Source organism: Sinobaca sp. SA16-1, assembly GCF_059510515.1.
The window spans coordinates 819,577-838,576 of record NZ_JCAKFL010000001.1; the positions used below are offsets into that span (position 1 = coordinate 819,577).

Sequence of the window (19,000 nt, forward strand, 5' to 3'; positions counted from 1 at the left end):
GAAATCGTAAATCACCAGCAAGAAACGGGCATTTTTAGATTAGAATTGATCGATAAAATTTACAGGCGGAAAGGATGAATATCATATGCGTGAAGATAAATTTGGAAAAGAGGGGTTAACGTTTGATGACGTGCTTTTAATCCCGGATCGTTCAGAAATCCACCCCCGGGACGTTTCCGTGAAAACGTCATTAACAGACAAACTTCCGTTGAACCTTCCTATTATCAGTGCCGGAATGGACACCGTAACGGAGGCCGGAATGGCTATTGCGATTGCACGAGAAGGCGGACTTGGCATTATCCATAAGAACATGTCCATGGAAGAGCAGGCAGAAATGGTAGACCGTGTAAAACGTTCCGAAAGCGGCGTTATTACCGATCCTTTTTATCTAACCGCAGACCGTCAGGTATTTGATGCCGAACATTTAATGAGTAAATTCCGTATTTCCGGCGTGCCGATTGTAGATGAAAGCAGGAAGCTTGTTGGTATTTTGACCAACCGCGATCTTCGTTTTATTGAAGACTACTCTATTAAAATTGAAGACGTTATGACAAAAACAAACCTTGTAACAGCTTCAGTAGGCACTACATTAAAAGAAGCAGAGAAAATCCTTCAGCAGCATCGGATTGAAAAGCTTCCTCTTGTGGAAAAAGACGGTACATTAAAAGGTTTAATTACCATCAAAGACATTGAAAAGCTTATCGAGTTTCCTCATTCTGCTAAAGACAAACACGGGCGTCTTCTTGCCGGAGCGGCTGTCGGCGTAACGGCGGATGTGTTAAAGCGGGTGGAAGCACTCGTCAATGCAGGCGTCGATGCCCTCGTTATTGATACGGCACACGGCCATTCCAAAGGCGTACTGGATAAAATCGCTGAAATCCGCAGTGCATTCCCTGATGTGATTTTAATAGCAGGAAACGTGGCGACAGCAGGTGGCACGCGTGACTTAATCAAAGCGGGTGCGGACGTTGTAAAAGTTGGAATCGGTCCGGGCTCCATTTGTACGACGCGGGTCGTTGCCGGTGTCGGTGTTCCACAGATTACTGCTATTTTTGACTGCGCTGAAGAAGCAGAAAAGCATAACGTACCGATTATTGCAGACGGAGGCATTAAATATTCCGGAGATATCGTTAAGGCGCTGGCCGCAGGAGGCCATGCAGTAATGCTTGGCAGCCTGCTTGCCGGTGTAACAGAAAGCCCGGGAGAACGCGAAATTTTCCAGGGCCGCCAGTTTAAAGTTTACCGCGGGATGGGTTCTATGGCTGCTATGGAGAAAGGCAGCAAGGACCGCTACTTCCAGGAAGACAACCAAAAGCTTGTACCGGAAGGCATCGAAGGAAGAACACCATATAAAGGACCTCTTGCCGATACGGTCCATCAGTTGATCGGCGGCATTCGTGCCGGCATGGGTTACTGCGGCACGGCTACCTTGGAAGACCTCCGGGAAAATGGACAGTTTATCCGCATTACTAACGCAGGTCTGCGCGAGAGCCATCCGCACGATGTGCAGATTACAAAAGAATCACCAAACTACAGCCTGTAATACAGATGCTAAGAAAAAAACACTCAAGCCGAGCCTGCTTGAGTGTTTTTTTGTATGGAAATAACTAAATATTAGAGTTTAGTTACAGTTTGTTGTCTATTCTTTTACAAGCGGCTGTGATAAACTAACGGAAGTATATTTCGGAGGTGCGTTACATTTATGAAAAGCTTATTAAAATCCAGCCTGGCTCTAGTTATAGCCATTATTATGCTGGCCGGCTTGCATATGGATGTGGAAGCAGAAGCTCCTGCTTTAGAGGCAGAAGCTGCGATTTTAGTAGATGCTGAGACCGGAGAGATTGTGTATCAGGACAATATTGATACAAGTCTGCCTCCTGCAAGTATGTCCAAAATGATGGCTGAATATTTAGTCCATCAAGCCATAGACGAACAGACCATAGAATGGGAAGACGAAGTTGAAATCAGCAGCAAAGTGGCCGCTTTATCAATAAGACCGGGATTGGCCAACGTTCCCCTGCGGGAATCACAAACCTATACGGTCGAAGAACTATACGAAGTGATGGCTGTAGACTCTGCCAATGGCGCTACTGTAGCTTTGGCAGAACATCTGGCCGGTTCGGAGCGGGCCTTTGTTGATGAGATGAATGCCAAAGCAGAAGAACTGGGCATGAGTGACTATAAATTTGTAAACGCCAGCGGACTGAATAATACTTCGATGGCGGGGGAGCATCCTTCCGGTACAGGAGCAGACGAAGAAAACATGATGTCTGCCAGGGATACCGCAATATTAGCGTATTATTTAATTAATGATTATCCGGAAATTCTTGAGATTGCTTCTGAAGAAGAAATAGTATTTGGAGAAGATACAAACGATGAAGTCGCTATAGAAAACTGGAATTGGATGCTGCCTGGATTCGAGCATGAATACGAAGGAGTAGACGGGTTAAAAACCGGCTCTACTAATTTGGCCGGCAATGCTTTCGCAGGAACGATTGAAAGAGATGAACGCCGGTATATTTCTGTTGTTATGCGCACCGACTCCAGAGACGCCCGTTTCACAGAAACCGCTCAATTGTATGACTATGGATTTGATGTGATTTCGGAGAAAAAGTATGTGGAAGAGGGCGAAAGCCTGCAGGGAAGCAGCACCGTTCCGGTGTCAAAAGGCAGAGGAGATGAAGCTGCTGTAGTGGCCGGAGACAATATTTCGGCCTACATGGAAGAAGGGGGAAAAGAACCTCAAATAGATACCATGCTTGATTCCGAAAAAGTGGATGAAGAGGGAAATCTCCAGGCTCCAGTTAAAAAAGGTGATGTAGTAGGCACCATTCGTCTTCAAACAAACGGCGTCGGCAGCGAGTACCTGCTGGACTCCATGAGAATACCGAATCGTGTTCCCCTTATTGCAGATGAAACAATTGAGGAAGCCACCTGGTTATCTTCTGCTCTTGATAATGTAGGCGGCTTATTGAACAGCATTCGTTATAATGCAGGAGACTGAAAGAAGAATATTTTTTAAAATATTCTTCTTTTTCTTTTTTACAGAAAGCCCGTGCTAATGTCTTTATTCCTTGGCGAAGCAGTGATACAATGGGAATAGTGATGCAATACAGAGTTATCCTATTGCCTTTTTAAGGAAAGACTGCAATAAAGGAGAAGCTTTGTAATAAATAGAGATAAACTGCTTAACAACCAGGCAGTATTATACAGCGGAGGGATTATTATAATGGCAGATAAAGGAACAGATCGCGTAAAAAGAGGTATGGCTGAAATGCAAAAAGGCGGCGTTATCATGGACGTCATCAACGCCGAACAGGCTAAAATAGCAGAAGAAGCAGGAGCAGTGGCCGTTATGGCACTCGAACGCGTGCCTTCTGATATCCGTGCAGCAGGCGGCGTAGCACGTATGGCTGACCCTACTATTGTAGAAGAAGTAATGGCAGCAGTATCGATTCCTGTCATGGCTAAAGCACGTATAGGCCACATTGTAGAGGCACGTGTCCTTGAAGCACTGGGTGCAGATTATATCGATGAAAGTGAAGTATTAACGCCGGCCGATGAGGTCTATCACTTGGATAAAAGCGAATTTACCGTTCCGTTTGTATGCGGAGCAAGAGATTTGGGAGAAGCAATGCGTCGTGTAGGCGAAGGAGCCTCCATGCTTCGTACTAAAGGCGAGCCCGGCACAGGAAATATTGTCGAGGCTGTACGCCATATGAGAATGATTCAGTCTCAGGTAAAGCGTGTCGTTGGTATGTCCCGTGACGAACTGATGACAGAAGCGAAGAATCTAGGAGCACCTTATGAGCTTCTTGTTCAAATTCAGGAACACAAAGGTCTGCCGGTCGTGAACTTCGCTGCAGGAGGTATTGCTACTCCTTCAGACGCTGCGCTTATGATGCAGCTGGGAGCAGACGGTGTATTCGTTGGATCCGGCATTTTCAAATCCAACCAGCCGGAGAAATTTGCCCGTGCGATCGTAGAAGCTACTACTCATTACGACGACTATGAATTAATCGGACGCGTGTCAAAAGACATCGGAGAAGCAATGAAAGGCCTGGAAATTTCCACACTTGCTCCAGGTGAGCGTATGCAGGACCGCGGCTGGTAATCCGCTACTATAAAGCTGGAAAGAAGGAATACTGGAATGGTGAAAATTGGTGTACTTGCTTTACAGGGAGCGGTCCGGGAACATGTCAAAAGCCTGGAAGCTCCAAATACAGAAGTCGTAATTATTAAACGGGTTGAGCAGTTAGATGCCTTGGACGGCCTTGTATTTCCTGGAGGAGAAAGTACGACCATGCGCCGTTTAGTAAACAAATATGGTTTTTTTCAGCCTCTTCGTGATTTTGCAGAGGCGGGCAAGCCTATTTTCGGTACATGTGCCGGCTTAATTCTTATGGCTGAACGAATCGAAGGCTCAGACGAAGAAGGCCATCTTCAATTGATGGACATGAAAGTGGAACGAAACGCTTTCGGACGACAGCGGGAAAGCTTTGAAACAACGCTTGTCGTCGATCAGGTGGCTGATGATGTAGAAGCTGTTTTTATCCGGGCCCCGCTCATTTCTGAAACGGGAGACTCCGTTGATATTCTGGCGGAGTATGAAGGAGAAATCGTAGCGGCTAAACAGAACCATCTGCTTGCCTGCTCATTTCATCCGGAATTAACAGATGATTCCCGTCTGCATCAATTTTTTGTTAAAATGGTTAAAGAAGCAAAAGAAACAAGGCCGGCGCAGGAAACGGTCAGGCCTGTATAAAGCATTGATGGATACTAGTATTGAATACAACCGGAAGACAGAGAGCCTGTGCAGTGGTGGAAGCAGGTGCCGGTTATTCAGGAATCCGATCCGGAGTGGAGAAGTGAACGCAAAGTAGCTTCTTCCGGCTCATCCCCGTTAAGCTGATGAACAAAGAGGCAGCAGGCTATGCTGCAATCTGGGTGGCAACGCGGGTGAACTCTCGTCCCTTTTCTATAAAGGGGCGGGAGTTTTTTGTTTGAAATTCCATTAATAAATAAAAGGAGGCAGCAACATGCTGGATGTAAAAAAACTAAGAAAAGATTTTGATGAAGTGAAGAAAAAGCTGGAAAAAAGAGGAGAAAACATTGACGAACTGGATCGTTTTCTGGAGCTGGATGAAAGCCGAAGAAGCCTTATTCAAAAAACGGAGGAATTAAAAAAGAAACGAAACGAAGTGTCCCAGGAAGTAGCCAAACGTAAGCGGGAAAACATAGATGCACAGGATTTGATTGATGAAACCAAAAATGTGTCCATAAATATGAAGAAATATGATGAGGAACTCCGTACGGTAGAAGAAGACCTGCAGCAACTGATGCTGACGATTCCGAATATTCCCCATCAGAGCGTTCCGATCGGAGAAAGCGAAGAAGACAACGAGGAAATTCGTACGTGGGGAGAGGCTCCTTCTTTTTCATTTCCAGTAAAAGCACATTGGGATCTTGGTGTGGAGCTTGGCATGCTTGATTTTGAACGTGCTTCCAAAGTAACCGGCAGCCGCTTTGTGTTTTATAAAGGAGCCGGTGCAAAATTAGAGCGGGCTTTGATTTCCTATATGATGGACCTTCACACAGATAAGCATGAATACGAAGAAGTCATTCCTCCTTACATGGTTAACCGGGAGAGCATGACAGGAACAGGTCAGCTTCCAAAGTTTGAAGAAGACGCGTTTAACATCCGCGAAGAAGACTACTTTTTGATTCCTACCGCCGAAGTGCCGGTCACTAATATGCACCGCGATGAAATTATCGAAGGATGGAAACTGCCATTCGGCTATTCCGCCTACAGTGCGTGCTTTCGTTCAGAAGCAGGGTCAGCCGGCAGGGATACAAGAGGCCTTATCCGTCAGCATCAGTTTAATAAAGTAGAACTCGTGCGCTTTGTACATCCGGAAGACTCCTACGAGCAGCTGGAGCTTTTAACCGGTCATGCTGAAAAGGTTCTGCAGGATCTGGAGCTTCCTTACCGCGTGCTGAACATGTGTACCGCAGACCTGGGCTTTACGGCTGCCAAAAAATACGATATCGAAGTATGGCTGCCAAGCTATGAGGATTATAAAGAAATTTCTTCCTGCAGTAACTTTGAAGATTTTCAGGCTCGTCGGGCCAACATTCGATTCAAACGGGAGCCAAAAGCCAAAACGGAATTTGTGCACACGCTCAATGGTTCCGGATTAGCAGTGGGAAGAACGGTAGCTGCTTTGATGGAGAATCATCAACAGGAGGATGGTTCTATCCGTATTCCTAAAGTGCTGCAAGGCTACATGGGTGGCAGAACGCATATTCAAGCGAAGTAAATTACCAGTTTTTTTAAGGTGAAACAGGGGAGTAAAACAACTCCTCTGTTTTTTTCTACGAATTTTTCAAGCCATTTCTTAAAAAAATTGCAATGTAAGCGTTATCAATGTATTATTTAACAGGAAGCTTTGATATTTTCGTAGCGTACTCTGATAGATAATCTGTCATTTAAATTTAATAAAAATGTAAAAACAATATTGCAAATATTCTATATAGTACTTATAATAACGTTAATCAAATAAAAAAATCTTGCGAATTATCTCAATATTTCATCGATTTATTTCATTTTTCGTAACGAATAGCAAAGAAATCAGCGAAATATACATAAAGAAAAGATGGGATGCCCAATGAGCCAGCTTGATAGTACGGATATGGCCATTCTCGGATATCTGCAGGAGAATGGAAAAAGATCTTACAGTGAAATAGCGCGCTATTTAAACTGCAGTGAAGGAACGATTCGTTCACGTATCAATAAAATGCTCAGTGCCGGTGTATTTGAATTTATTATTCATACCAATCCAAACAAAGTAGGGCTGGAGGTCCAGGCGATTATCGGGTTTTCAACAAGGCTTGGGGCGCAGGAAGATATTGCAAGATGTCTGCAGAAGCATCCGGAAGTGAGGTTTGTCGGGGCATTTTCAGGTAAACATGACCTGATTATACAAGCTTATTTTAAGAGTAACGAGGACTTAGTGAATTTTGTTAACAAAGAACTGGCTAAAATTGATGGAATTTTAAATGCTGACGTGAACGTAGAACTGAAGCAGTATAAGGATTCTTTTTCGTACATACAAGCAGAAGATTCGTGAATCGTTTCTTCTGGAAACCGGAAGTAATTTAATAAATTGGGGTGGGTTCATGAGCAACAATCAGACCGAGCTGCTGAAAGTGTCAGGGCTGAAAACATATTTTTCTTTAGAAAATGGAAAAACAGCTAAAGCTGTCGATGGTATTGATTTTACTATACATAATGGAGAAACAGTGGCTTTGGTCGGCGAATCAGGGAGTGGGAAAAGCATCACCTCGATGTCGATTATGAGGCTTGTACCAGAGCCTGCCGGAAAGATTGTGGAAGGATCTATCAAATTAGAAGATCAAGAGTTATTGGATTTATCTGAAAAGGAAATGATAAAAGTACGGGGCAATAAAATAGGAATGATTTTTCAGGAGCCAATGACCTCGTTAAATCCTGTATTCACCATTGGCATGCAAATAGCGGAACCGCTGATTAAGCACAAAGGAATGAAGAAAAAAGAAGCCAGACAAAAAGCTGTGGAACTGCTTAAACTAGTCGGGTTTCCCCGTGCGGAACAAACGATTCATGAATATCCGCACCAGCTCTCCGGCGGGATGAGACAGCGAGTGATCATTGCGATTGCTCTTTCCTGCGATCCAAAGCTCATTATTGCAGATGAGCCCACTACGGCGCTCGATGTGACGATTCAGGCCCAGATTTTGGATTTAATGCTTGATATTAAAGAAAAAATCAACTCGGCCATTCTGATCATTACTCATGACCTTGGTGTAGTAGCAGAAACGGCAGATAGAGTAATGGTCATGTATGGCGGCCAGATTGTAGAATCCGCTACAGTAAATGAGTTGTTTGAAAATCCTAAACATCCGTACACTGTAGGGCTGTTAAACAGCATGCCTAAAATTGATGACGATAAGCAGATATTAGAATCGATTCCAGGTACGGTGCCCCCTGCTACTGATTTCCCGCAGGGATGCAGGTTTGCTCCCCGCTGCAAGCATGTAACGGAAGAGTGTACCAAGTCAGTGCCGCCTATATACGAAGATACACCCGGCCACGAAGTCCGCTGTATTCTTTACAGTCAGAGTTCCAAGGAGGCAGAAGCCATTGACCCAGTTAAATAATAAAGTAAACGAAGAGGCAGACTATCCGGCTCCTGCTTCCGAAACAAAGGAAAAGCTGGTAGAAATTAAAAATCTAAAAAAATACTTTCCTATAAAGGGCGGCATATTAAGACGTACCGTTGCTCATGTAAAAGCAGTCGATGATATTTCCATTGATATTTATAAAGGAGAGACGCTCGGCATTGTAGGAGAATCCGGTTCCGGGAAATCCACATTGGGACGAATTATTTTAAGGCTGGATACTCCGACAGAGGGAAAAGTCATTTTTGATGATAAAGATATCTCTAAGCTATCGCAGCGGAAAATAAGGCCTTCCAGAAAAGATATGCAGATGATATTTCAGGATCCCTACGGCTCTTTAAACCCGCGGATGAGCGTCGGAGAACTGATTGAAGAGCCTATGCTTCTTCATGAAAATTTAACGAAGGAACAGCGCAGAGAACGAGTGATTGAGCTTCTGGAAACAGTAGGTCTTGGAGGGGATGCACGGTTTAAATATCCACACGAATTTTCGGGCGGCCAGCGTCAGCGTATTGGAATAGCACGCTCCATCTCTACAAGGCCGAAATTCATCATTGGGGATGAACCGGTTTCTGCTTTGGATGTATCTGTGCAGTCGCAGGTATTAAACCTGATGAAGCAGCTTCAAGATGATTTTGATTTAACGTACTTATTCATTGCCCACGATTTAAGTGTTGTCAAACATATCAGTGACCGGGTGGCTGTCATGTATTTAGGAAGAATTGCAGAAATAGCCCCCAAAAACAGCTTGTATTCCCAGCCTCTGCATCCCTACACCCAGGCACTTATTTCAGCGGTTCCTGAACCGGATGTGAAAAAAAGAAAGAAAAAAGTTCATTTGCAGGGAGATCTGCCAAGTCCATCAGACCCGCCTGCCGGGTGTCCTTTTCATACGCGCTGCCCGCAGGCCCATGATCGCTGCAGTGCAGAAAGACCGGAGCTGGTCGATGTAGGCCGGGACCATAAAGTGGCATGCCATTTGTATACTGATTCAAAAACGGGGGCCATACTCAGCCCGGAACATGCCTCAAAAAACTAACCGGTTATATCACGTATAGGGGGTGAATCCTGTAAGGATTCAATAATGACCAATTATAAAAACTAGTAGGGGGTATCTTTTTGAAAAACAAAACATGGTTTTTGTCAATGATGTCTTTTGGTTTAGTATTGTCTGCATGCAGTGGAGGCGGGGACTCTGAGGAAGGCGGGGAATCCAGCGGCGAACCTCAGGAAGGCGGTTCGATAACGGCTGCGATGTATTCCGCACCGGAAGGCCAGTTCAACCCTATATTTTACAGCGATGCCTATGAAGCGAATATTCTTGATTTTACGCACGAGGCACTGGTGGCACAGGATGAAAACCTTGAGTTTATTCCGGAACTTGCATCCGAGTGGGAATTCAACGATGACCAGACAGAACTTACTTATACATTGGAGGAAGGCGTAACGTGGCATGATGGCGAAGCCTTTACAGCCGATGATGTAGTATTTACTTACGAATCTATTGCAGATCCGGAATATATTAACGCAGGCGGCCTGCGTATTGACTATGTAAACAAACTGGTTGGCTTTGAAGAATATTCAGACGGAGAAGCCGATACACTTGAAGGTGTAGAAGCTGTCGATGAAAACACCGTGACATTCACGTTTGCCGAACCAAATCCAACGGCACTGTATAACACAAGCTTTATGATTATTCCAGAACACATTTTTGCTGACATTCCCGTAGCAGAAATGCCGGAAGCCAGTGCTTCCCTGAACGCTGGTGAAGTGATCGGAACAGGCCCTTTCCAGCTTTCTGAATTACAGGAAGGCGAGCAGTATCTTTTAGCCAAGCATGAAGAGTACTGGGGCGGAGAGCCTAACCTGGATAACATTCAATGGCAGGTAATGGACCAGGAAATTATTCCGGGACTGCTTGAAAATGGAGATGTAGACCTTATCAAAGATCCGGGAGGCGTGCCTAAAGGCGATGTGGAATCCGTAGAACAAATGGAAAACATTACGATGTTTGAACAGCAGGATCTTGGTTACCAGCTGCTTGGATTCAAGCATAATAGAGGCCCGGATGATGCATTGACGGATCCGGACTCATGGGAGCCAAATGAAAAGGTACAGGATGTTGAACTTCGACAAGCGATCGCTCATGCGATTAATCGGCAGGGGATGATTGACGGGCTTCTTTACGGACATGGTGAAGTACTGAATGCACCGTTCCCTGAAGCATCGTGGGCGTTTAACGCCGACTCGGTTACTGACTATGACTATAACGAAGATACAGCAAACCAGATTTTAGATGACGCCGGCTACGAAGATACAAATGGAGACGGGATGCGTGAGAATCCGGACGGCGAAGCCTTTACGCTGAATCTGGACTATCCAACAGGTAACCTTATCCGTGAAAGAAGCGCACCAATCATTGAAGAAAACCTGGAAGCTGTAGGGCTTGATGTGAATCTAAACAACCCGCGTGAAGCAGCTGCTCACTTTGAGCATATTGAAAGCAACTCCAACGATGTAGATATGTACCTGTCGGGCTGGTCTCTGGCTTCCGGTGATCCGGATCCATCAGGCATCCACAAATCGGACGCTGCCTATAACTACCTTCGTTGGAACAGTGAAGAAAGCGACCAGTTAATTGAAGAAGCAATGCAGGCTCCGGACGCGTTTGAATTAGAGTACCGTGAGCAGAAATATGGAGAGTGGGCACAGCTCTTTTCTGATGAACTTCCAGAAGTTCCATTGTATGCAGAAAACAACGTATTCGCTCATAACAGTGCCCTGCAGGGAATTGTTAGAAAGCCGCACACGATTGTTGATAACTCGCATGAGTGGTATTTAGAACAGTAATGCCCATGAAAATAGAAGGATGTATGGATTTGTATCCATACATCCAAACTATTTTCCACTACATAAGTATAGAAGAGAGATTCAGCTGTTGCTTTTGAATTTTTGAGAAAAGACTGCCGGAAGAGGCTCTTACAACACCATGCAAGCAGAAATTCTGGCGATGCCCAGTCTTTTCTGAAAAAGGCAGGAGGAGAAGTAGATGTATAAATATATATTGCGCAGACTATTATTATTTATTCCTATGCTGCTAGCAGTATCTTTAATCGTATATTTTTTAGCTTATCTAGCACCGGGGGACCCGTTAACCGGAGAAAATATTGATCCTAATGTTCCGGCGGAAGTGTATGAACAGCGGGCAGAGGAGCTTGGGTTAAACGAGCCGTTTCATATTCAGTACCTCAGCTGGGTAGGATCCGTGGCACAGGGAAACCTGGGAGATTCCATTAACTATAACGGGCGTACGGTAGAAGGTTTGATCATGTCGCGTGTTGTAAACACCCTGTACTTATCTATTTTTGCTTTATTTATTACTATTATTGTAGCTTTGCCAATCGGTATTTATTCCGCCAGAAAACCGTATTCTGTTGCAGATTACGGCGCAACAACGTTTGCTTTTGTAGGTCTTGCTACACCCAACTTCTTTGCCGGCCTGTTACTGATTTATTTCTTTGGTTTCCAATTAGGATGGTTTCCAACGCAGGGCTCTGTTTCCACTATTGGAGCAACCGGCCTGGAGTATTTTTTTGACCGGATTCATCATTTGGTGCTTCCCGGTTTAACGCTCGGCCTGGCCAGTACGGCTATTTACATGCGTTATATGAGAAGTGAAATGCTTGATATTCAGGGAAGTGATTTTGTACGAACAGCCAAAGCAAAAGGAATGGGACCAAAAAGCGTTTTATATAAGCATACGCTTCGGAATGCTTTAATTCCTATCATCACGCTTCTTGGATTTGAATTTGGAACGCTGCTGAGCGGCGCAGTTATTACAGAAGCAGTATTTAACTATCCAGGGCTCGGTACATTGTTTTTGGAGTCCATTGTTAACAGAGACTATCCAGTCATTATGGGAATTAATTTGATATTATCGGTAGCGATTCTTGTCGGCAACCTGTTGGCGGATATTTTCTACGCCGTAGTCGATCCAAGAATACGCTACGATTGAGGGGGCATATGCTATGCAGAATCCACAACCAGTAGAACCAGTCATTACTTCCGGACAAAAAGGCCACAGCCCCCTTCAGCTGGCGGTAAAGCGATTCATGAAAAACAAGCTGGCGATATCGGGATTAGTCATTCTTGTGTTTTTCTCGCTGGTGGCTATTTTTGCCCCATTTTTAACGCCGAACAGTCCAACGCAGTCCGATTTAATCAACGTGATGCAGCCGCCAAGCTCTGACCACTGGCTTGGCACCGACAGTTCCGGCCGGGACAATTTTGCCAGGCTGGTCTATGGAGCAAGGGTTACTCTGCTTATTGGTTTCTTCGCGATGTTTTGTACGTTAGTCATTGGAGTGATTTTAGGCTCGATTGCAGGGTACTACGGTGGTATCGTAGACGGCATTATTATGAGACTTGCTGATGTTGTTCTTACGCTTCCTTTTCTCTTGTTTGTGCTTACTGTGATCGCGATTATTCAAAATATAACCATCACGCTATTTGTAGTAGTTATTGCAGCAACTACCTGGCCGAACATCACAAGGATCCTGCGGGGAACGTTTTTATCGATCAGAGAAAAAGAATTTATACTCGGAGCAAGGTCCATTGGATGTTCAGATTGGCGCATCATTACGAAACACTTTCTGCCAAATGCCGTCGGTCCGATTATTGTGAATGCCACAATTATGATGGCGACGATGATCATTTTAGAATCTGCATTAAGTTTCGTAGGGTTTGGTATCCCACAGCCTACTCCTACATGGGGGAACATGGTAAATGAAGCAAGAAGCATAAGAGTTCTTCAAGGGGCTCCAGAGGCTTGGATTCCGCCCGGTCTCTCTATTCTCCTTGTCGTTTTGTCCATTAATTTCATTGGGGACGGCCTTCGGGATGCATTTGATCCAAAAGGTGGAAAACGATAAAAATACAAGAAAGAGCAAAATTAAATTGCTCTTTCTTTTTATTTTCTATTGCACCGGTATTTTGTATATGCTATTATATTCCTTGTCAGCCAAAAAGTTTTTAACCATTCGGGGGAGTACCCAAGTCTGGCTGAAGGGAGCGGTCTTGAAAACCGCCAGGGGCTTCATCGCCCGCGGGGGTTCGAATCCCTCCTCCTCCGCCATTATTCTAATAACAAAGCTGTCCCTGCAAAGGGCAGCTTTTTTTGTGTGTTTTTATAAGACAGTGCATGAAAAAAAGCAAATTGGGTATGATAAAAGAAAAGCGGAAGGTAAGGAGACGGACATGGCTCATACAGATATGTATTGGATGAAAGAAGCTCTGAAATTGGCGGAAAAAGCGCGGATCATGGGAGAAGTGCCGATCGGAGCAGTAATTGTAAAAGAAGATGTGATTGTCGGGTATGGATACAACCAGCGGGAAACCAAACAACAGGCGGGGTCCCATGCTGAAATGACTGCCATTGAACAGGCATGTCGGACACTCGGAAACTGGCGTTTGGAGGACTGCACGCTTTATGTCACCCTGGAGCCCTGTCCGATGTGTGCAGGGGCGATTGTCCAGTCCCGCATCGTCCGGGTCGTTTACGGAGCAGTTGATGCCAAAGCCGGCTGTGCGGGAACGCTGATGAACCTGTTGGACGAACCGCGGTTCAATCATCAGGCCATCGTCGAACGCGGGGTGATGGAGGAACGATGCAGTGCGATTCTTTCCACCTTTTTTCTGGAACTGCGCCAAAAGAAAAAAGAAGAGCGCTTAAAAAGAAGAGAGCAGCAGAAGTTGGATTCAGCGAATCATCATGATATAGTAAACGAACACGATGAATAAAACAGGGGGATAACTCATGGCACCTAATCAATTTTCAGCGGAAACGGCTCAAATGCTGGCGAAAAAACTTAATATGCCGTTAGAGCACATTATGCATACACCGCCGCATATTATTATGGCAAAAATTGCTGAACTGGAAAGAAAAGAGCAGACCGCAGCAGACGAAAATTCGGCAGAAGAATAAAGCCGAACCTATTGCGTTCCAGCTAAAAACTATATATACTAAAAGTTGCGCAATAAAGCGCCTGAATATGTTATCCAATTTGCCGTGCTAAGTGGGGAGGTAGCGGTGCCCTGTACTCGCAATCCGCTATAGCGAGACTGAATCCCTTCTCGAGGCTATGCTTTTGTGCAGCCTGCCCTATGTAAGTGGTGTTGACAACCGGGTTCTGCGCAATGGAAACCCGTGAATCCTGTCAGGTCCGGAAGGAAGCAGCAGTAAGCGGACTCTTCTATGTGCCGCAGAGCTGCCCGGTTCGAGCTAACTGCATAGGTAACGTGCATGAAAGCATTGTCGACAGAAGGTGCACGGCTTTATACATATGATAAAAAGAACGACTCTCTTGAGAGTGGTTCTTTTTTCTTCATTATTATAATGAAGAAAAACGGATATCATCTTTTGAAAAGTATATATAGAATCGGTATAATTAAAAATAGAAGAAATATAATAAAGGAGGCAGAGGATTGGGCTATCAGGCATTGTACAGGGTATGGAGGCCAAAGCAGTTAAAAGACATGGCAGGCCAGGAACATATTACAAAAACGCTCCAAAACGCGCTGGAACAGGAAAAGTTTTCACACGCCTACTTATTCAGCGGTCCGCGGGGGACCGGGAAAACAAGCGCCGCCAAAATTATTGCCAAAGCGATTAACTGTGAGCATGCGCCTGTTCGCGAGCCTTGTAACGAATGCCGGGCCTGCCGGGGGATTTCAGATGGCTCCGTCGTGGACGTTATTGAAATCGATGCCGCATCCAACAATGGCGTAGACGAAATCCGTTATATACGGGAAAACGTCATGTCTGCTCCCCGCGATATTTCATACAAAGTATATATTATAGATGAGGTTCACATGCTTTCCACCGGCGCCTTTAATGCACTATTAAAAACATTGGAAGAGCCGCCGAAGCATGCCGTTTTTATTCTCGCAACAACCGAGCCTCATAAAATCCCGTTAACCATTATATCCAGATGTCAGCGTTTTGATTTCAAGCGGATCACAACCAAAGCTTTGACAGAAAGAATGAATTACATTATCACTCAGCAGGAATGGGCGGCTGAAGAAGAAGCCGTTCAGCTTATTGCCCGGGCAGCGGAAGGCGGAATGAGAGATGCGCTGAGCTTATTGGATCAGGCTTCGTCTTTTGCAGAGGATACTATTACGGCTGATGATGTATTAGCAATTACCGGAGCAGTTTCCCAGCGTTTTCTGGCGGAGACGATACGTTCTGTTCTTGCAGGAGATACTTCGGCAGCAGTAAGAGCGGCAGACAGGCTGATTCAGGATGGAAAAGATCCTGTTCGATTCATGGAAGACGTTATATACTATTTAAGAGACATGCTGGTCGCTAAAACCGCGCCGAATGTTGATGAGATTCTGGACAGGGTCATGGTGGACGATACATTTAAGGAGCTGGCCGGGCAGGCAGAGCTTTCCTGGATTTATCAGGTGCTCAATGAGCTTAATACCCACTTTCAGCAGATGAAATGGTCCAGCCATCCTAAGATTTTTCTGGAAATGGCTCTTATTCAAACGGCTCATGCGTCTTCCGGCCAACCGGCACCTGAAGCGGGAAGCGCTGTCTCCTCTGACGTTTACGAGCGTCTGGAGAAAAAAATAGAGCAACTCGAACAGAAATTGAAAAAGATAAAAGAAACACCGGCTCCCGAAAAGCCGGCAGATGCTTCTCCGTCCCAGGCTCCTAAACGGAAAGTGCAGCCGCGGGCCGGCGGGGGACAGGCACTTGGAAATGACGGAAAAGTCCGTGAAGCAGTGCAGGGCGCAGATCGTCAGAAGCTTCAGGAGCTGACAGGGCAGTGGGCGGCTATTATGCAGAAAGTAAAGCAGACAAGCGTACCCGGCCATGCGTGGATAAGTGATGCCAAGCCGGTAGCAACAAATGGAGAAAAGCTGATTCTGGCTTTTCAAAACGAAATGCATCGAAGCATGGTGGATACGAAATTCCGTGACGCCATAGAGTCTTCCATTCAAGAAGTAACAGGACAGACACTTGAAGCCGTTACACTTTTAAATCAGCAGTGGGAAAAGGTAAAGCAGGAATACAAAAGCCGGCAGCCGGCTTCCGAAGAGCAGGAAAGCGAACCGGAAAAGGATCCTTTTGTAGACGAAGCCATTAAGCTGGTGGGAGAAGACCTTTTAGAAATAAAAGACTAATACACTATTGGAGGAATAATAATGAAAAACAATATGGGAAATATGATGAAGCAGATGCAGAAAATGCAAAAACAAATGGCTCAGGCACAGGAAGAACTAAAGGAAAAGAACGTAGAAGCAACCGCAGGCGGCGGAGCTATTAAAGTGACCGCTTCCGGAGACAAGCGTATTGTTGATATTGAAATCGACCAGGACGTTGTAGATCCTGAAGATGTAGAAATGCTGCAGGATCTTGTCCTTGCCGCCACTAACGAAGCTCTCAAAAAAGCAGATGAAATGATCGAACAGGACATGGGCAAATTTACTAAAGGAATGAATATGCCTGGAATGTTCTAAAAGGAGGAAAAGGTGCAGTATCCACAGCCAATTTCTAAACTAATTGAAGGTTTTATGAAACTCCCCGGCATTGGGCCGAAAACGGCAGGACGTCTTGCCTTCTTCGTATTGGATATGAAAGAAGACGATGTTCTGGATTTTGCAAAAGCACTGGTTCATGCTAAGCGCGACTTAACCTACTGCTCTAACTGTCACTTTATAACAGATACGGATCCGTGCAGAATCTGTGAAGATAAACAGCGGGATCAATCTATTATATGCGTAGTACAGGACTCCAAAGATGTCATTGCAATGGAGAAAATGCGGGAGTACAGTGGACAGTATCATGTCCTGCATGGTGCAATTTCTCCAATGGATGGCATTGGTCCGGAAGATATTAAAGTACCTGAACTGATCAAGAGGCTTCAAAACGATGAAGTGAAAGAAGTAATTATCGCAACGAACCCTACTATTGAAGGGGAAGCTACAGCAATGTATATTTCCAGGCTCGTTAAACCTTCTGGTATGAAAGTGACGAGAATTGCCCACGGTCTTCCGGTAGGCGGAGATCTGGAGTATGCAGATGAAGTGACGCTTTCCAAAGCAATAGAAGGCCGCCGGGAATTATAAAAACAGTGGCGGGGGCTCCTTAAATGAATAGTATTCAAAAAAGGGAGGGCGCTTCTTTGTTCAAAAAAAACAAAATTTATCATGCCGGACAACAAAGTCTTATCGAAAAAACGGAAGAATTAAAGCGCGACTTTCAATCGTTTCAACTAATCATCGAAAAAAGCCTTGATCCTTCCACTGAAACAATTGCGTACCTGAAGATAAAAAAAGCGAAGTATATGTTTCTGTTAAAGGAAATGCGCTATCAGCAGGCACTTCAAAAGAATAAATAATACAGCCGGCTGCTTATGCCCGGCTGCTTTTTTTATTTATAAAGGAACCAGCGGGATCAGGTCAAAAACGTTGCTCTTCTATAGAAAGAAAAGGTACAGTACAAGGACATACTTACCCTTGATAGAGAAGAGGTATTAAATGGACACGCTGACACATGCTCTTTTTGGAATGGCGACTTACGGGGCTATCGATAAAGCTGGTCTCGATAAACCGGTGAAGCGTTCTGTTTTGTTTGCAAGCCTGGCCGGCAGCCAGGCGCCGGATGCCGACGTCTTTACAGGTCTTACGGAGACAGGGCAGATCATGGGGCTTCTTTGGCACCGTGGATTGACGCATTCTTTTTTTATGGCCCCGGTATGGGCACTTGTGATTTTTGCGGCAGCTTTTGTAATTTGGAGGCAGAAACATTGGCTGATCTTTTTTGCAGCGTTTATTAATGTAGTTATTCATAACACGCTGGATGGCTTGAATGCCTGGGGAACCGGCTGGTTTGAACCAATAAGCTCAACAAGAGTAGCTTTAGGATTTCTACCTATTGTTGATGTGGTGATTTGGAGCTTGTTCGCAGGCGCCTTTCTTATTAAATGGAAATATAAAAGCATTTCTGCCCCCCGTGTCTGGAGGGCGGTTCTCGTGTTAGCGGCTCTGCATACATCTATACAGGGTCTTCAAGGAACATTCATTATTAACCAGGTAGAAGACAGCTTTGATCAAGTAGCGCTTTCTGCCGGTTTTGTTCCTGGTTCATTTAATGTTATTGGTAAAAAAGATGAGATCGTCACGATTAAAAATCATAATGCGTTTGGAAGAGAATCATTGACGGAGACCCTTTATTCCCAGGAAGAAGTGAACCTTGATCCTCTTTTGGAAAAAAACAAACGGGCAGAAGTGTTAATCGAGTGGGCTCCTTTCGTAGTAGTGACGAAAGACGAGGCGGAGCTGGGAGTCTATGACCCGCGTTTTTACTTTGATGGAGAAAAGCTGCTTTTTGAATCGATACCAGCGGAGTAAAGCGGGCAGTTTTTGCCCGCTTTTTTTCTATCTATAATATACAAGAAAAGGGATAAATTTTTTTTATAAGTAATGCAATTTTTTCATTGTTATTTTATAATAGAGATGGTATAGTTGAAAACGTTGCTGAGAAAACATCTCAAAAACGTTCAATATTTTATCACAATTAAGTATTGCGTTTTTTAAACGCAAATGATATAATTTACGAAGTCGTTAAGAGACGGCGACGTAAATAAGTGTCCTTTGAAAATGGAATGAAAACAACGCGCGAATTATCAAGTCGCGGCAGGCAAGGCCTGCTGCGCAATGTAAGACCAGCATGACCTAAGCATCAACTTTCATGGAGAGTTTGATCTTG

General features: G+C 44.8%; 18 protein-coding genes, 1 tRNA gene, 1 other RNA gene and 1 other annotated feature. All 20 genes read left to right on the forward strand.

The window, feature by feature from the left end; genetic code table 11:
* Positions 1–85 precede the first annotated feature (85 nt).
* The 20 genes from guaB to AC5W2J_RS04125 all read left to right on the forward strand — a co-directional run bounded on the left by guaB (position 86) and on the right by AC5W2J_RS04125 (position 18,642).
* Positions 86–1,543: an IMP dehydrogenase gene (guaB, locus tag AC5W2J_RS04030; RefSeq protein WP_496058191.1), complete on the forward strand. Its 1,458-nt coding sequence runs from the start codon at positions 86–88 to the stop codon at positions 1,541–1,543.
* 159 nt (positions 1,544–1,702) lie between these two features.
* Complete coding sequence (locus tag AC5W2J_RS04035) at positions 1,703–3,004, forward strand: serine hydrolase (protein WP_496058192.1); 1,302 nt, start codon at positions 1,703–1,705, stop codon at positions 3,002–3,004.
* A 225-nt stretch (positions 3,005–3,229) separates the two neighbouring features.
* On the forward strand, positions 3,230–4,114 hold the full coding sequence (gene pdxS, locus AC5W2J_RS04040; protein WP_496058193.1) for a pyridoxal 5'-phosphate synthase lyase subunit PdxS: 885 nt from the start codon (positions 3,230–3,232) through the stop codon (positions 4,112–4,114).
* 36 nt (positions 4,115–4,150) lie between these two features.
* On the forward strand, positions 4,151–4,765 hold the full coding sequence (gene pdxT, locus AC5W2J_RS04045; RefSeq protein WP_496058194.1) for a pyridoxal 5'-phosphate synthase glutaminase subunit PdxT: 615 nt from the start codon (positions 4,151–4,153) through the stop codon (positions 4,763–4,765).
* Positions 4,761–4,978, forward strand: a binding site (T-box leader). Its footprint overlaps the gene before it by 5 nt.
* A gap of 61 nt (positions 4,979–5,039) precedes the next feature.
* A complete protein-coding gene (gene serS / locus AC5W2J_RS04050; RefSeq protein WP_496058195.1) occupies positions 5,040–6,320 on the forward strand; it encodes a serine--tRNA ligase in 1,281 nt (426 codons plus the stop codon).
* A gap of 348 nt (positions 6,321–6,668) precedes the next feature.
* Complete coding sequence (locus AC5W2J_RS04055; protein WP_496058196.1) at positions 6,669–7,130, forward strand: Lrp/AsnC family transcriptional regulator; 462 nt, start codon at positions 6,669–6,671, stop codon at positions 7,128–7,130.
* A gap of 49 nt (positions 7,131–7,179) precedes the next feature.
* Positions 7,180–8,199 carry an ABC transporter ATP-binding protein gene (locus AC5W2J_RS04060; RefSeq protein ID WP_496058197.1) on the forward strand — a complete coding sequence of 340 codons (1,020 nt, stop codon included), beginning with the start codon at positions 7,180–7,182 and terminating at the stop codon, positions 8,197–8,199.
* Entirely contained in the window at positions 8,183–9,259 is a 1,077-nt protein-coding gene (locus tag AC5W2J_RS04065; RefSeq protein ID WP_496058198.1) for an ABC transporter ATP-binding protein, read from the forward strand. The genes AC5W2J_RS04060 and AC5W2J_RS04065 overlap by 17 nt, the downstream gene beginning before the upstream one ends.
* Before the next feature lie 80 nt (positions 9,260–9,339).
* Positions 9,340–11,070: an ABC transporter substrate-binding protein gene (locus AC5W2J_RS04070; RefSeq protein ID WP_496058199.1), complete on the forward strand. Its 1,731-nt coding sequence runs from the start codon at positions 9,340–9,342 to the stop codon at positions 11,068–11,070.
* Between the two features lie 199 nt (positions 11,071–11,269).
* Positions 11,270–12,235 (forward strand): ABC transporter permease, encoded by a 966-nt coding sequence (locus AC5W2J_RS04075; protein WP_496058200.1) that lies wholly within the window; start codon positions 11,270–11,272, stop codon positions 12,233–12,235.
* Positions 12,236–12,248: 13 nt separating this feature from the next.
* Positions 12,249–13,151 carry an oligopeptide ABC transporter permease gene (gene opp4C, locus AC5W2J_RS04080; RefSeq protein ID WP_496058201.1) on the forward strand — a complete coding sequence of 301 codons (903 nt, stop codon included), beginning with the start codon at positions 12,249–12,251 and terminating at the stop codon, positions 13,149–13,151.
* A 110-nt stretch (positions 13,152–13,261) separates the two neighbouring features.
* Positions 13,262–13,354, forward strand: a tRNA-Ser gene (locus tag AC5W2J_RS04085).
* A gap of 122 nt (positions 13,355–13,476) precedes the next feature.
* On the forward strand, positions 13,477–14,019 hold the full coding sequence (gene tadA, locus AC5W2J_RS04090; RefSeq protein ID WP_496058202.1) for a tRNA adenosine(34) deaminase TadA: 543 nt from the start codon (positions 13,477–13,479) through the stop codon (positions 14,017–14,019).
* Between the two features lie 16 nt (positions 14,020–14,035).
* Complete coding sequence (locus tag AC5W2J_RS04095; protein ID WP_496058203.1) at positions 14,036–14,203, forward strand: YycC family protein; 168 nt, start codon at positions 14,036–14,038, stop codon at positions 14,201–14,203.
* Between the two features lie 82 nt (positions 14,204–14,285).
* Positions 14,286–14,551, forward strand: an RNA gene (ffs, locus tag AC5W2J_RS04100) — signal recognition particle sRNA large type.
* A 152-nt stretch (positions 14,552–14,703) separates the two neighbouring features.
* On the forward strand, positions 14,704–16,413 hold the full coding sequence (dnaX, locus tag AC5W2J_RS04105) for a DNA polymerase III subunit gamma/tau (RefSeq protein ID WP_496058204.1): 1,710 nt from the start codon (positions 14,704–14,706) through the stop codon (positions 16,411–16,413).
* A gap of 21 nt (positions 16,414–16,434) precedes the next feature.
* On the forward strand, positions 16,435–16,749 hold the full coding sequence (locus tag AC5W2J_RS04110) for a YbaB/EbfC family nucleoid-associated protein (protein ID WP_252313698.1): 315 nt from the start codon (positions 16,435–16,437) through the stop codon (positions 16,747–16,749).
* A 12-nt stretch (positions 16,750–16,761) separates the two neighbouring features.
* Complete coding sequence (gene recR, locus AC5W2J_RS04115; protein WP_496058205.1) at positions 16,762–17,358, forward strand: recombination mediator RecR; 597 nt, start codon at positions 16,762–16,764, stop codon at positions 17,356–17,358.
* A 23-nt stretch (positions 17,359–17,381) separates the two neighbouring features.
* The gene (locus AC5W2J_RS04120; RefSeq protein ID WP_496058206.1) at positions 17,382–17,630 is read left to right on the forward strand and encodes a DUF2508 family protein; all 249 of its coding nucleotides are present in this window, start codon (positions 17,382–17,384) and stop codon (positions 17,628–17,630) included.
* A gap of 139 nt (positions 17,631–17,769) precedes the next feature.
* Complete coding sequence (locus tag AC5W2J_RS04125) at positions 17,770–18,642, forward strand: metal-dependent hydrolase (protein ID WP_496058207.1); 873 nt, start codon at positions 17,770–17,772, stop codon at positions 18,640–18,642.
* Positions 18,643–19,000: the final 358 nt, after the last annotated feature.

What these genes read in the sequence shown, in the direction of transcription:
- AC5W2J_RS04125 (WP_496058207.1), top strand. Translation starts at nt 17,770, where the DNA reads ATGGACACGCTGACACATGCTCTTTTTGGAATGGCGACTTACGGGGCT.
- pdxT (WP_496058194.1), top strand. Translation starts at nt 4,151, where the DNA reads ATGGTGAAAATTGGTGTACTTGCTTTACAGGGAGCGGTCCGGGAACAT.
- AC5W2J_RS04055 (WP_496058196.1), top strand. Translation starts at nt 6,669, where the DNA reads ATGAGCCAGCTTGATAGTACGGATATGGCCATTCTCGGATATCTGCAG.
- AC5W2J_RS04075 (WP_496058200.1), top strand. Translation starts at nt 11,270, where the DNA reads ATGTATAAATATATATTGCGCAGACTATTATTATTTATTCCTATGCTG.
- opp4C (WP_496058201.1), top strand. Translation starts at nt 12,249, where the DNA reads ATGCAGAATCCACAACCAGTAGAACCAGTCATTACTTCCGGACAAAAA.
- tadA (WP_496058202.1), top strand. Translation starts at nt 13,477, where the DNA reads ATGGCTCATACAGATATGTATTGGATGAAAGAAGCTCTGAAATTGGCG.
- AC5W2J_RS04110 (WP_252313698.1), top strand. Translation starts at nt 16,435, where the DNA reads ATGAAAAACAATATGGGAAATATGATGAAGCAGATGCAGAAAATGCAA.
- pdxS (WP_496058193.1), top strand. Translation starts at nt 3,230, where the DNA reads ATGGCAGATAAAGGAACAGATCGCGTAAAAAGAGGTATGGCTGAAATG.
- AC5W2J_RS04120 (WP_496058206.1), top strand. Translation starts at nt 17,382, where the DNA reads ATGAATAGTATTCAAAAAAGGGAGGGCGCTTCTTTGTTCAAAAAAAAC.
- AC5W2J_RS04060 (WP_496058197.1), top strand. Translation starts at nt 7,180, where the DNA reads ATGAGCAACAATCAGACCGAGCTGCTGAAAGTGTCAGGGCTGAAAACA.
- AC5W2J_RS04095 (WP_496058203.1), top strand. Translation starts at nt 14,036, where the DNA reads ATGGCACCTAATCAATTTTCAGCGGAAACGGCTCAAATGCTGGCGAAA.
- serS (WP_496058195.1), top strand. Translation starts at nt 5,040, where the DNA reads ATGCTGGATGTAAAAAAACTAAGAAAAGATTTTGATGAAGTGAAGAAA.
- guaB (WP_496058191.1), top strand. Translation starts at nt 86, where the DNA reads ATGCGTGAAGATAAATTTGGAAAAGAGGGGTTAACGTTTGATGACGTG.
- AC5W2J_RS04035 (WP_496058192.1), top strand. Translation starts at nt 1,703, where the DNA reads ATGAAAAGCTTATTAAAATCCAGCCTGGCTCTAGTTATAGCCATTATT.